This is a genomic window from Streptomyces sp. URMC 126 (assembly GCF_051386555.1).
Classification (GTDB): Bacteria; Actinomycetota; Actinomycetes; order Streptomycetales; family Streptomycetaceae; genus Streptomyces.
The window spans coordinates 12,796-27,954 of sequence record NZ_JBPQTX010000005.1; the positions used below are offsets into that span (position 1 = coordinate 12,796).

Sequence of the window (15,159 nt, forward strand, 5' to 3'; positions counted from 1 at the left end):
AACCGCCGAACATCTTTCCCGGGAGCCGACCGTGTCCGACGAGGACAAGCTTCGTAGTTACCTTAAGCGGGCCATTGCAGACGCCCAGGACGCCCGTGCACGGTTGCGCAAGGTGCAGGAGCGGGCCACGGAGCCCGTGGCGATCGTGGGGATGGCGTGTCGTTTCCCGGGTGGGGCGGGCAGTCCGGAGGAGTTCTGGGAGCTGCTGTCCTCGGGCGGCGACGCGGTGAGCGGGTTCCCGACCGACCGCGGCTGGGACCTGGAGAGCGTCTACGACCCGGACGGGGAGCGCGACGGCACCTCGTACGTGGCGCAGGGCGCCTTCCTGCGCGACGCCACGGTGTTCGACGCGGGGTTCTTCGGGATCAGCCCGCGTGAGGCCCTCGCCATGGACCCGCAGCAGCGGCTGTTGTTGGAGACCTCGTGGGAGGCGCTGGAGCGGGCCGGCATCGACCCGCACTCCCTGCGGGGCAGCGCCACCGGCGTCTTCGCGGGCGGCTTCGCCTCCAGCTACGGGATCGGCGTCTCGCTGGCGGGACAGGCGGGACCCGGCGTCGAGGGTCACCTGATGACCGGCAACGCGACGAGCGTCCTGTCGGGCCGGGTGTCGTACGTGCTGGGGCTGGAGGGTCCGGCGGTGACGGTGGACACGGCGTGTTCGTCGTCGCTGGTGGCGCTGCACCTGGCCGCGCAGGCGGTGCGGTCGGGGGAGTGCTCGCTGGCGCTCGCCGGTGGCGTCACGGTCATGGTCTCGCCCGGGACGTTCGTGGAGTTCTCGCGGCAGCAGGGGCTTTCGGCGGACGGGCGATGCCGGGCGTTCTCCGAGGACGCGGACGGCACCGGCTGGGCCGAGGGCGCGGGCATGCTCGTCGTCGAACGGCTCTCCGACGCGCGGCGCAACGGACACAAGGTGCTCGCCGTCGTACGCGGCTCCGCGGTGAACCAGGACGGCGCGTCCAACGGGCTGACCGCGCCCAACGGTCCGTCGCAGCAACGGGTGATCCGTTCCGCTCTCGCCGGCGCGCGGCTGACCGCCGCAGATGTGGACGTGGTGGAGGCGCACGGTACGGGTACGACGTTGGGCGACCCGATCGAGGCACAGGCGCTGCTGGCCACGTATGGCCAGGACCGGCCCGAGGGACGTCCGGTGTGGCTCGGCTCGGTGAAGTCGAACATCGGCCACACCCAGGCCGCGGCCGGTGTCGCGGGCCTGATCAAGATGGTGCTCGCGCTGCAGCACGAGCGGCTGCCGCAGACACTGCACGCCGACGAACCGTCGTCGCACGTCGATTGGACGGCCGGCGACGTGAAGCTGCTGACCGAGTCGGTGCCGTGGCCCGCCGGGGAGCGTCCGCGCCGCGCCGGCATCTCCTCCTTCGGCATCAGTGGCACCAATGCCCACGTCATCGTGGAGGAGGCACCCGCCGAGGAGCGCACGGTGGTGGAGCCGGTGGTCGGTCCCTTGGTGGTCGGTTCCGGTGGTGTCGGTGCGTGGGTGGTGTCGGGTCGGTCTGCGGATGGGCTGGTGGCTCAGGCGGGTCGGTTGCGTGAGTGGCTGGTGTCGCGGCCGGAGCTGGAGCCGGTGGATGTGGCGTGGTCGTTGGCGACGACGCGTTCGGCCTTTGAGCACCGCGCGGTGGTGGTGGGCGGTGGCCGCGAGGACTTCGTCTCCGGTGTGGAGAAGCTGGCTGCCGGTGTGTCGGCTGCTTCGGTGGTGTCGGGTGTGGCGCGGCAGGGTGCTCGGGTGGGTCTGATCTTTGCCGGTCAGGGGTCGCAGTGGGCGGGTATGGGCCGGGGTCTGTATGCGGGGAGCCCGGTCTTCGTCGAGGTCTTTGATCGTGTGTGTGGGTTGCTTGAGCTGGAGTTGGGCGCGGACGTTGGTTCGTCGGTGCGCGATGTCGTGCTGGGTGTGGAGGGTGTGGATGAGGGGCTGACGGATCAGACCTTGTTCGCGCAGGTGGGGTTGTTCGCGTTCGAGGTGGCGTTGGCGGCGGTGCTGGAGGCCGCCGGTGTAACGGTGGACGCGGTGGTGGGGCATTCGGTGGGTGAGGTGGCTGCCGCGTATGTGGCGGGTGTGCTGTCGTTGCCGGATGCGTGTCGGCTGGTGGGGGCTCGTGCGCGGTTGATGCAGGGGTTGCCGGCTGGTGGGGCGATGGCCGCGATCGGCGCGTCCGAGGAAGACGTGCTCGCCGGTTTGGCGAGTGTGTCGGGTGTGTCGGTTGCTGCGGTCAATGGGCCGGAGTCGGTGGTGGTGTCGGGCGAGGCCGGCGCGGTGGAGACGGTGGTGGAGCTCTGGCGGGAGCGGGGTCGTCGGGTGCGGCGGCTGCGGGTCTCGCATGCCTTCCACTCTCCGGCGATGGATCCGGTGTTGGAGGAATTGGGGGAGGTCGCGGCTGCTCTGACGTATCAGCGTCCGCGCATGCTGTGGGCGGGTGCGTTGAGCGGTGAGGTGCTCTCGGAGTGTGAGGGTGGTTACTGGCCGGCGCAGACGCGGCAGGCGGTGCGGTTCGCGGATGCGGTGGCTGCGCTGGCGGCGCAGGGCGTGTCGGTGTTCCTCGAAGTCGGCCCGGACGGTTCGTTGTCGGCACTCGGTCCGGATGCCGTGGCCGGTGTCGGTAGCGGCGAGGAGGGTGTGTTCGTGCCGCTCCAGCGGCGCGACGACGCGGACGCGGTTTCCGGTCTGGTGACGGGTCTGGCACGGGCATTCGTCCACGGTGCGGCCGTGGACTGGTCGAAGGTGCTTCCGGCGGGCGAGCGGGTGGAGCTGCCCACGTATGCCTTCCGGCATCAGCGGTTCTGGCCGGAAGGTGTGCTGACGCTGCCCTCGGCGGCTTCGGTCGCGGGTGGTGACGGTGCGAGCACCGCGGCCGAAGCGGAGTTCTGGGCGGCGGTCGAAGGCGGCGATGTGGCGCGGGTCGCCACTGTGCTGGAGATCGAGGACCAGCGTTATCTGGGCGAGATCCTGCCCATGCTGGCGTCATGGCGCCGCCGTGAGCTGGACCGGTCGGTGACCGTGAACTGGCGCTACCGAGTCCGCTGGACCCCGGTGACGGAGCCCGACTCCCGCGTGCTGTCCGGGACATGGCTGATTGCCGCCCCGGCAGGCGGTGGCGGTGGCGGTGACGACGTGGCACGGCAGTGCGCGGAAGCGCTGGCCGCTCGTGGTGCCGAGGTCGTGGTGGCCGAGGTTCCGTCCGGTGTCGTGGAGCGCACCGAGATGGCGGCCCTGCTGGACGCGGCGTTGCAGGACGTGGAGATCGGCGACGTCACGGGTGTGCTGTCGCTGCTCGCCCTGGATGAGACGGCGTTGCCGGAGTACCCGGTGGTGGCCGGTGGGTTGGCGGCGACGCTGGCTCTCGTGCAGGCGTTGGGGGACACCGACGTCCTTGCGCCGTTGTGGTTGGCGACGTGTGGTGCGGTGGCGGCCGGGCCGGCCGAGACGCTGGTTCGTCCGGTGCAGGCGCAGGTGTGGGGGCTCGGCCGCGTCGTCGGTCTGGAGCACCCGGAGCGGTGGGGCGGGATGGTCGATCTGCCCGCGACCGTCGACGAGCGGGCGGGCGCGCGTCTGGTGGCCGTGCTCGCCGGAGGCGGTGAGGACCAGGTCGCCATCCGGTCGGAGGGTGTGCTGGCCCGACGCCTGGCCCGGGCCGCGCGACCGCGCGGCGAAGCGCGCTGGGCACCGCGTGGCAGCGTCCTGATCACGGGCGGGACCGGCGCGATCGCCGGGCACGTGGCGCACTGGCTGACCGGCCGGGGCGCACCGCGCCTCGTTCTGACCAGCCGTTCCGGTCCCGCTGCGTCCGGTGTCGCGGCGCAGGTCGCCGATCTGGCCGCTCAGGGCACGCGGGTGGACGTCGTGGCGTGTGACGTGAGCGTGCGGTCGGCGCTGGAAGGGCTGGTGGAGTGGACGGGCCGTAGCGGTCCCGCGCTGTCGTCGGTGATGCACACCGCGGGTGTTCTGGACGACGGCGTTGTCGATCGTCTGTCCGCGCCGCGTCTGGAGAAGGTGCTGGCCGCGAAGGCCGCCAGCGCCGCCCACCTGGACGAGCTGACCGCCGGCCTGGACCTGGACGCGTTCGTGCTGTTCTCCTCCGCCGCCTCGACGCTCGGGGCCGCGGGCCAGGGCAACTACGCCGCCGCCAACGCGTACTTGGACGCCCTCGCGGAGTCCCGACGGGCCCGCGGCCTCGCCGGTCTGACGGTGGCGTGGGGCGCGTGGGCGGGCGGCGGTTTCGCCGCGTCCAGCGAGGTCGTGCGGGCGCGCGCCCGGCGGGGTGCGATGCCGCCGATGGACCCGCACCTGGCGGTGCGGGCGCTCGGCGAGGCCCTCGACGGGCCCGACCCGGTGCTGACCGTGATGGACGTGGACTGGGCCCGGCTGGCGACCGCCTCCGACACGGCCGGGCTGTGGGAGGCGCCGCTGGTGCGCGACCTGCCCGAGGTCCGCCGGCTGGCCGCCGCCGGTGCCGGAGCCGGGGCCGCCGCACGCGGTGCGGGCGAACTGGCCCGGCGCGTCGCCGGTCTGGGCCGTACGGAGCAGGAGCGGGTGCTCACCGAGGCGGTCCGGGGCGAGGCGGCCGTGGTGCTGGGGCACGCCTCGGCCGAAGCGGTCGAGGACCGCCGGGCGTTCAAGGACCTGGGCTTCGACTCCCTGACCGCCGTCGAACTGCGCAACCGGCTCAACGCGCTGACCGGGCTGCGCCTGCCCGCCACGCTCGTCTTCGACTACCCCACCCCGGTCGTCCTCGCCGGATTCCTGCGGGACGAACTGACCGGCGAGCAGACGGACGCCGGGGCTCCCGTGGCCTACGCGGCGGCTTCGGACGAGCCGCTGGCGATCGTCGGCATGGGGTGCCGCTTCCCGGGCGGCGCGGGCAGCCCGGAGGAGTTCTGGGAACTGCTGTCCTCCGGTGGCGACGCGGTGAGCGGGTTCCCCACCGACCGTGGCTGGGACCTGGACGGCGTCTACGACCCGGATGGCGAGCGGGACGGCACGTCATACGTGGCGCAGGGCGCGTTCCTGGAGGACGCGGCGGAGTTCGACGCGGGTTTCTTCGGGATCAGCCCGCGTGAGGCCCTCGCCATGGACCCGCAGCAGCGGCTGCTTCTGGAGACGTCCTGGGAGGCGCTGGAACGGGCCGGCATCGACCCGCAGTCGCTCCACGGCAGCGCCACCGGCGTCTTCGCCGGCGGCTACGCGTCCGGCTACGGCTTCACCCTGGCGGGCCAGTCCGGCGCCGGTGTCGAAGGCCATCTCCTGACCGGCAACGCGACGAGCGTCCTGTCGGGCCGGGTGTCGTACGCGCTGGGGCTGGAGGGCCCGGCGGTGACGGTGGACACGGCGTGCTCCTCGTCGCTCGTGGCACTGCACCTGGCCGCGCAGGCGCTGCGGTCCGGCGAGTGCTCGCTGGCGCTCGCCGGCGGCGTCACGGTCATGGCGACGCCGGGGACGTTCATCGACTTCTCACGCCAGCAGGGACTTTCGGCGGACGGGCGGTGCCGCGCCTTCTCCGAGGACGCGGACGGCACCGGCTGGGCCGAGGGCGCGGGCATGCTCGTCCTGGAGCGGCTCTCCGACGCCCGGCGCAACGGACACCCGGTCCTCGCGGTGGTACGCGGCAGCGCGATCAACCAGGACGGCGCGTCCAACGGCCTGACCGCCCCCAACGGCCCCTCCCAGCAGCGGGTGATCCGTTCGGCGCTCGCCAGTGCGCGGCTGACCGCCGCCGACGTGGACGTGGTCGAGGCGCATGGCACGGGCACCACGCTCGGCGACCCGATCGAGGCGCAGGCGCTGCTCGCGACCTACGGTCGGGAACGCGCCGGGGACCGGCCGCTGTGGCTCGGTTCGGTGAAGTCGAACATCGGTCACACCCAGGCCGCCGCCGGTGTCGCGGGTGTGATCAAGATGGTGCTCGCGCTGCGGCACGAGCGGCTCCCGCGCACGCTGCACGCGGACGAGCCCTCGTCGCACGTGGACTGGACGGCCGGCGACATCGAGCTGCTGAACGAGCAGGTGCCGTGGCCTGTCGGGGACAGGGTGCGTCGCGCCGGTGTGTCCTCGTTCGGGATGAGCGGCACCAACGCCCACGTCATCCTGGAGGAGGCACCCGCCGAGGAGCCGGCGGCCGAGGGCGGTTCCGGCCCAGCGGTCGAGGCCGGTGCGGCCGTCGTGGTGTCGGGTGCCGGCGCGTGGCCGGTCTCGGGGCGGTCCGCGGAGGGGCTGGCGGCTCAGGCCGACCGCCTGCGCGGGTGGCTCGCGGCGCGGCCGGGACTGGAGGCGGCGGACGTGGCCTGGTCGCTGGCCACGACGCGATCGGCCTTCGAGCACCGTGCCGTGGTGGTCGGCGGGGAGCCCGCCGCACTGCTGACCGGTCTGGAGAGCCTGGCCGCCGGTGTGCCCACGGGTTCCGTGGTCTCCGGAGTGGCCCGCCCCGGCGCGCGGGTGGTGTTCGCCTTCGCGGGCCAGGGGTCGCAGTGGGTGGGCATGGGTCGTGAACTGGCCGCGTGCAGCCCGGTGTTCGCCGCGCGTCTCGCCGAGTGCGGGCGGGCGTTGGCGCCTTATGTGTCGTGGTCGCTTGCCGATGTGCTGTCGGGTGCGTCGGAGATGGTGGCCGCCGATGTGGTGCAGCCTGCGCTGTGGGCGGTGATGGTGTCGCTCGCGGCGGTGTGGGAGGCGGCCGGGGTCACGCCGGACGCTGTGGTGGGCCACTCGCAGGGTGAGATCGCCGCCGCGACGGTCGCCGGAATGCTGTCGCTGGAGGACGGCGCCCGCGTCGTGGCGTTGCGTTCGCGATCACTAAAGGTGCTCGCGGGTGCGGGCGGGATGCTCTCGGTAAGCCTGTCCGCCGCGGCGATCGAAGAGCGCATCGCGCGCTGGGGCACCCGCCTGTCGTTGGCGGCGGTGAACGGTCCGGCCGCGGTGGTGGTGTCCGGTGAGCCGGGGGCGCTGGAGGAGTTGCGGGCCGAGCTGGAGGCGGACGGCGTCCGGGCGCGGATGGTGGCCGTGGACTACGCCTCGCACTCCGCGCAGGTCGAGCGGCTGGAGGAGGAGATCACGTCCGTTCTCGCCGGCATCGCGCCACGCGAGGGCCGGGTGCCGATGGTGTCGGCCCTGTCCGGCGAGACCCTGACGGGCGAGGAACTGGACGCCGCGTACTGGTACGAGAGTCTGCGGGCCACCGTGCACTACGACCGGGCCGTGCGGGTGCTGGCCGGCCAGGGCCACCAGGTCTTCATCGAGGTCACTCCCCACCCCGTGCTCATGGGCGCGATGAACGACACCCTCGAAGAGGTCGCGCAGGACGCGGGTCCGGGCGCTGTCCCCGGGGCGGTCTGCGGGACCCTGCGCCGCGACGAGGGCGGTGTGACGCGGCTGGTCACCTCGCTCGCCGAGGCGTACGTCCAAGGCGTCGCCGTGGACTGGACCGCCGTTCTCCCCCGGGGCGAGCGGGTCGAGCTGCCGACCTACGCGTTCCGGCACGAACGGTTCTGGCCGCGGGGGATGCTTCCGCTGTCCCTGGTGGGCGCGGGCCAGGACGCGGTGTCGCTGGGGCTCGGCGCGGTGGATCACCCGCTGCTGGGCGCCGCGGTGGAACTGGCCGGTGGCGCGGGGCTGGTGTGCACGGGTCGGTTGTCGGTGCGGACGCATCCGTGGCTGGCCGATCACGTGGTGGGCGGTGTGGTTCTGCTGCCCGGCACCGGTTTCGTGGAGATGGTCGTGCGCGCCGGGGACCAGGTGGGCTGCGGCCTGCTGGAGGAGCTGACGTTGCAGGCACCGTTGGTGGTGCCCGCCGACGGCGGCGGTGTGCAGGTCCAGGTTGTCGTGGCCGACGCCGATGCCGAGGGGCGCCGCGCGGTCGAGGTGTTCTCCCGCCCCGACGGTTCCGACGAGCCCTGGACGCAGCATGCCGGCGGCACCGTCGCGCCCTCCGGTCCCGTTCACGCGGTGGAGGACGACCTGACCGTCTGGCCGCCGCAGGGCGCGACGGCACTGGACGTCGACGACCTGTACGCGGTGCGTCTGGCCGATGTGTACGGCCCGGCGTTCCAGGGGCTGCGGGCCGCCTGGCGCCGGGGCGAGGACGTCTTCGCCGAGGTGGAGCTGCCCGAGAGCGTGGCCCGGGACGCCGGCGCGTTCGGGCTGCACCCGGTCCTGCTCGACGCGGTGCTGCACGCCGCCGCGTTGGACGACGCGGCCGCGGAAGACGCCGACGGCGAGCCCGGCCAGGTGCGTATGCCGTTCGCGTGGACCGGCGTGGAACTGCACGCGAGCGGGGCCTCGGTGCTGCGGGCCCGGCTGCGGCGGGACGCGCGGGGCGGTCTCGCACTGACCGCCGCCGACGCCACGGGCGCACCGGTGGTCTCGGTGGAGTCCCTCGTGAGCCGGCCGGTGTCGGCGGGGCAGCTCCGGGCCGCCGACGGCGGAACGGCCGACGTGCTGTTCGTCCAGGAGTGGGCGCCGGTGGCCGAGACGGCCGTACCGGCGGGGGAGTGGGCGCTGATCGGCCCCGACCGCTTCGGGGTGGCCGCAGGGCTGGCCGCCGAGGGCGTGGCGGTGCGGCCCTTCGCCGACCTGCACGCGGTGTCCACGGCGGTGGAAGCGGGCGAGGCCGCCCCGCCGGTGGTGCTCGTCTGCCTCGGCACGCCCCCGGTCGACGGCGGCGCCGCGGACGACGCCGCGACCGTGCCGGAGACGGCCCGTCGGATCACCTGCGAGGCGCTGGAGCTGGCCCAGGCGTGGCTGGAGGAGCAGTCCCTGGAGTCGGCGACGCTGGCGGTCGTCACCCGTGGCGGTGTGGCCGCGTCGCCCGGCGAGGGCGTCGCGGACCTGGCGGCGGCCGCCGCCCTGGGCCTGCTGCGCTCGGCGCAGTCGGAGAACCCCGGCCGGCTGGTCCTCGTCGACCTCTCCGCCGCCGACACCCCGGATGCGGACGATACCGGGCGGATCGCCGTACTTCCGGCGGTCATCGGCACCGGCGAACCGGAGCTGGCCCTGCGCGGTGGCAGCGCTCTCGGACGGCGTCTCACCCGTCCGTCCGGCGCTGCGGCATCGGTTGAACACCCCACGGGCCCGTCCGCCGGCACCCCGCGGACCCTGTTGGTGACCGGCGGTACGGGTACTTTGGGCGGATTGGTGGCCCGGCACCTGGTGGCGACGGGACGCGCCGGCGGTGCCGTGCTGACCAGCCGTTCCGGCCCGGGCGCCGCCGGTGTGGCGGTGCTCGCCGCGGAGCTGGCGAAACTCGGCGCGTGGGTCCGGATCGTCGCGTGTGACGCGGCCGACCGCACCGCGCTGGCCGCGCTCCTGGAGACCGTGCCGGACGAGTGCCCGCTGGGCTCCGTCTTCCACGCCGCCGGGATCATCGACGACGGAGTGCTCGCGGCGCTCACCCCCGAACGCCTCGCGGCGGTCATGCGGCCGAAGGCCGACGCCGCCTGGCACCTGCACGAGCTCACCCGGGAGCTGGACCTGGACCACTTCGTCCTGTTCTCCTCGGCCGCGGCGGTGTTCGGCGCGCCGGGGCAGGGCAACTACGTCGCCGCCAACGCCTTCCTGGACGCGCTCGCGGGCCACCGGCGGGCGGCGGGCCTCGCGGGCCTGTCCCTGGCCTGGGGGCCGTGGGTGCACGAGGCGGGCATCGGCAGGGACCTCGGCGACCGGCTGCTGACGCGCATCAGCCGGTCGGGCGTCGCGGAGCTGGGCGCGGACGAGGGCCTGGCCCTGCTGGACACGGCGCTGGCCCGCGACGAGGCCGTCCTCGTACCGGCGCGCCTTGACCTGGCGGGGCTGCGGACACGCGCCGCGCGCAGCACGGACATCCCGCCGCTGTGGCGGACCCTGGCCGGCGGACGCGTCCGCCGGGCGGTCGCCGCCCAGGCCGCCGCGACCGGCACGGACGCCGGAGCGGAACTGCGCCGGCGACTGGCCGGGGCGTCGGGCCCCGAACGGGACCGGATCCTGCTCGACCTCGTACGGGCACAGGTCGCCGCGGTGCTCGGACACGGCTCGGCGGACGCCGTCGAGGCGAACCGGGCCTTCACCGACCTGGGCTTCGACTCGCTGACCGCCGTGGAACTGCGCAACCGGCTGCGGACGGAGACGGGCCTCCGGCTCCCCGCCACGCTGATCTTCGACCACCCCACCCCCGCCGCGCTGGCCCTGCTGCTCCGCGGCGAACTGGCGGGAGACTCGCCCACCGCCGAACCCGCCGCGGCGGCCGCCGCGGTCGCGGACGAGCCGGTCGCGATCGTCGGCATGGCCTGCCGCTTCCCCGGCGGCGCGGCCGGCCCGGAGGAGCTGTGGCGGCTCCTGGCCGACGGCACGGACGCGATCGGCCCGTTCCCGCAGGACCGCGGCTGGGACATCGACGCCCTGTACGACCCGGACTCCGAGCACACGGGGACCTCGTACACCCGGGAGGGCGGCTTCGTACGCGACGTGAGCGGGTTCGACCCGGGGTTCTTCGGCATCAGCCCGCGTGAGGCCCTCGCCATGGACCCGCAGCAGCGGCTGCTCCTGGAGACGTCGTGGGAGGCGTTCGAGCGGGCCGGCATCGACCCGGCCGCGTTGCGCGGCAGCCGGACCGGCGCGTTCGTCGGCGGTTACGGGTCGGGGTACGCCGGCATCGGCCTCGACGGCGACGGGGAGTTCGAGGGCAGCGAGGGGCACGTGATGACCGGCAACGCGACCAGCGTGCTGTCGGGCCGCCTGTCGTACGTCTTCGGCCTGGAGGGCCCCGCCGTGACGATGGACACGGCCTGCTCCTCGTCCCTGGTCGCCCTGCACATGGCCTGCCAGGCGCTCAAGGCGGGGGAGTGCTCGCTGGCCCTCGCCGGCGGGGTCACCGTCATGGCGAGCCCCGACGGGTTCGTAGCGTTCTCCCAGGCGCGCGGGCTCGCGGTGGACGGGCGGTCCAAGGCGTTCGCCGCGTCGGCCGACGGCATGGGCATGTCCGAGGGTGTCGGCATGCTCGTGGTGGAGCGGCTCTCGGACGCCCGGCGGCTCGGCCACCCGGTCCTCGCGGTGGTGCGCGGCAGCGCGATCAACCAGGACGGCGCGTCCAACGGCCTGACCGCGCCCAACGGCCCGTCCCAGCAGCGCGTGATCCGCGCCGCCCTGGCGAACGCCCGGCTGTCCCCCGCCGACGTGGACGTGGTCGAGGCACACGGCACGGGCACCTCGCTCGGCGACCCCATCGAGGCGCAGGCCCTGCTCGCCACCTACGGCCAGGACCGGCCCGAGGGGCGTCCGGTGTGGCTCGGCTCGGTGAAGTCCAACATCGGCCACACCCAGGCCGCCGCAGGCGTGGCCGGCGTCATGAAGATGCTGCTGGCGCTCCGGCACCGGCAACTGCCCCGGACGCTGCACGTGGACGAGCCCTCGCCGCACATCGACTGGTCGGCCGGGCAGGTGCGGCTGCTCACCGAACCGGTGCCGTGGCCCGCCGGCGAGCGGCCGCGCCGAGCCGGTGTGTCCTCCTTCGGCATCAGCGGCACCAACGCGCACGTCATCCTTGAGGAGGCCCCGGCCGCCGCGACGGAGGACGAGGACGCGGGCGCCGCCGGGAGCGGCACGGCGGCCACGGCGCCGGTGGTGTCCGGGCCCACCGCGTGGGTGGTGTCGGGCCGGTCGCCCAAGGCGCTCTCGGCACAGGCGGGCAGGCTGCGGGAATGGGTGGCCGCGCGCCCCGGGACGGAGCCGGCGGACGTGGCGTGGTCGCTGGCGGTGACGCGCTCGGTCTTCGAGCACCGGGCCGTCGTCGTGGGCGGCGACCGGGCGGAACTGGTGTCGGGCCTGGAGAGCCTGACCGCGGGCGTGTCCGCGGGTTCGGTGGTGTCGGGAGTGGCTCGGCCGGACGCGCGGGTGGTGTTCGCGTTCGCGGGTCAGGGTTCGCAGTGGATCGGGATGGGGCGGGAGTTGGACGCCTGTAGCCCTGTTTTCGCGGCGCGTCTCGCCGAGTGCGAGCGGGCGTTGGCGCCTTATGTGTCGTGGTCGCTTGCCGATGTGCTGTCGGGTGCGTCGGAGATGGTGGCCGCTGATGTGGTGCAGCCGGCGTTGTGGGCGGTGATGGTGTCGCTCGCGGCGGTGTGGGAGGCCGCTGGTGTGGCCCCCGACGCTGTGGTGGGCCATTCGCAAGGTGAGATCGCCGCCGCGACGGTGGCCGGGATGCTGTCGCTGGAGGACGGCGCCCGGGTGGTGGCGTTGCGTTCGCAGTCGCTGAAGGTGCTCGCGGGTGCTGGCGGCATGCTCTCGGTGAGCCTGTCCGCCGCGTCGGTCGTGGAGCGGCTGCCGCGTTGGGGCGAGCGTCTGTCGCTGGCCGCCGTCAACGGCCCGGCCACGGTCGTGGTGTCGGGTGACCCGGCGGCGCTGGAGGAGCTGAAGGCCGAGCTGGAGGCGGACGGCGTCCGGGCGCGGATGGTGGCCGTGGACTACGCCTCGCACTCCGCGCAGGTCGAGCGGCTGGAGGAGGAGATCACGTCCGTTCTCGCCGACATCGCGCCGCGTCGCGGGCGCGTGCCGATGGTGTCGGCCATGTCGGGCGAGACCCTGACGGGCGAGGAGCTGGACGCCGCGTACTGGTACGCGTCCCTGCGCGCGACGGTCCACTACGACCGCGCCGTGCGCACCCTCGCCGGCCAGGGGCACCAGGTCTTCATCGAGGTCACCCCGCACCCCGTGCTGCTGGGCGGCATGACGGAGTCGCTGGAGGAGGTGGCGCGGGACGCGGGTCCCGGCGCGGTGGCCGCCGCGGTGTGCGGGACGCTGCGCCGCGACGACGGCGGCGCGACGCGGCTGGTCACCTCGCTCGCGGAGGCGTTCGTCCACGGTGTGGCGGTGGACTGGGCGAAGGTGCTGCCCGCCGCGCACCGGGTGGACCTGCCGACGTACGCCTTCCGCCACGACCGCTACTGGCCGCGCGCTCTGTCGGAGCTGCCGAACGGCGGGCGGGCCTCCGGCGGGGACGGGTCGGGCACGGCGGCCGAGACCGAGTTCTGGGCGGCCGTCGAGGGCGGCGACCTGGCACGTGTCGCGGACACCCTCGCCCTTGAGGACCAGAGGCACCTCAGTGAGGTGCTGCCCGCGCTGACGTCGTGGCGCCGCCGCGAGCAGGACCGCTCGGTGACCGCGAACTGGCGTTACCGCATGGGCTGGGCACCCATCGCCGAGCCCGACCCGGCCCTGCTGTCCGGGACGTGGCTCGTGGTGGCCCCGGAAGGGTCCGCCGAGGACGGCCTCGCGCGGGAGTGCGCGGTGGCGCTCGGCGCCCGGGGCGCCACGGCCGTGACGGTCGTGGTGCCGGCCGGAGCCGTGGACCGGGCCGAGGTGGCCGCGCGGGTGCGAGCGGCACTGGAGAGCACGGAGGCCGCTGGGGCCGCGGACGTGACGGGTGTGCTGTCGCTCCTGGCGCTGGATGAGACGGCGTTGCCGGAGTACCCGGTGGTGGCCGGGGGGCTGGCGGCGACGCTGGCTCTCGTGCAGGCGTTGGGGGACACCGAAGTCCTCGCGCCGTTGTGGTTGGCGACGTGTGGTGCGGTGGCGGCCGTGGCGGACGAGGCGCCGGGCAGTCCTGTGCAGGCGCAGGTGTGGGGGCTCGGCCGGGTCGTGGGCCTGGAGCACCCGGAGCGGTGGGGCGGGATGGTCGATCTGCCCGCGACCGTCGACGAGCGGGCGGGGGCGCGTCTGGTGGCCGTGCTCGCCGGAGGCGGTGAGGACCAGGTCGCCATCCGCCCGGCCGGGGTGTACGGCCGCAGGATGAGCCGGCCCGCACCGGCCCGCACCACCGAGCGGCGGTGGACGCCGCGCGGCAGCGTGCTGATCACGGGTGGCACGGGTGCGATCGCGGGGCATGTGGCCCGGTGGCTGGCCGAGCGGGGTGCGCCGCGTCTGGTGCTGACGAGCCGTTCCGGTCCCGCTGCGTCCGGTGTCGCGGCGCAGGTCGCCGACTTGGCCGCTCAGGGCACGCGGGTGGATGTCGTGGCGTGTGACGTGAGCGTGCGGTCGGCGGTTGAAGGGCTGGTGGAGTGGACGGGTCGTAGTGGTCCCGCGTTGTCGTCGGTGATGCACACCGCGGGTGTTCTGGACGACGGCGTCGTCGATCGTCTGTCCGCGCCGCGTCTGGAGAAGGTGCTGGCCGCGAAGGCAGCCAGCGCCGCCCACCTGGACGAGCTGACCGCCGGCCTGGACCTGGACGCGTTCGTGCTGTTCTCCTCCGCGGCGTCCACACTGGGCTCGGCGGGCCAGGGCAACTACGCCGCCGCCAACGCCTATCTGGACGCCCTGGCGGAGAACCGGAGGGCCCGGGGCCTCACCGGTCTGTCGGTGGCCTGGGGCCTGTGGGGCGGCGGCGGCCTCGCGGAGTCGAAGGAGGCGATCCGGTCGCGGATGAAGCGGCTCCCGATGCCCGCGATGGACCCGCAGCTGGCGGTCCGGGCGCTCGGCGAATCGCTGGACGGGCGCGACGCCGTCGTGACGGTGATGGACGTGGACTGGGCCCGGCTCGCGGCGACGGCGGTCGGCCTGTCGCAGAGTCCGCTGGTGCGCGACCTGCCGGAGGTCCGCCGACTGGCCGCCGCCGGCGAATCGACCACCGACGCCGCCGCCGACGAAGGGGAGTTGGGCCGCAGGCTGGCCGGGATGGACCGGGCCGAGCAGGAGCGGGTCCTGACGGATCTGGTGCGCTCCGAGGCGGCCGTGGTGCTCGGCCACGCCTCGCCGGAGGCGGTCCAGGCGCAGCAGGCGTTCAAGGACCTGGGCTTCGACTCGTTGACCGCGGTCGAGATCCGCAACAGGTTGAACGCTGCGACCGGACTGCGGGTCCCCGCTACGTTGATTTTCGACTACCCCACCCCCGTGGCGGTGGCCGCCTGGCTGCGTACCGAATTCATCGACGACGAAGCGGCGTCGGTGCCGGTACTCGACGACCTCGACCGGCTCGAATCCAGCCTGTCGAGTTCGACGCCTGACCAGGAACTGAGCGAGAGCATTACGAGGCGGTTGCAGAGCATTCTTTCGCAGTGGATCGGAAGACAGGGCGGGGCGGAGTCCGGAAGTGAAGAGGTCGAACTCCAGTCGGCAACGCCCGACGAGGTTTTCGAGTTTCTGGACAAGGAACTTGGCTTGTCCAACTAGTTGCTTCGGACTTATTGACGGCACGC

General features: G+C 74.0%; 1 pseudogene. It reads left to right on the top strand.

The window, feature by feature from the left end:
- Positions 1 to 46: 46 nt before the first annotated feature.
- Positions 47 to 15,133, top strand: a pseudogene (locus ACSNOK_RS01500) (type I polyketide synthase); the annotation flags it as partial.
- Positions 15,134 to 15,159 lie beyond the last annotated feature (26 nt).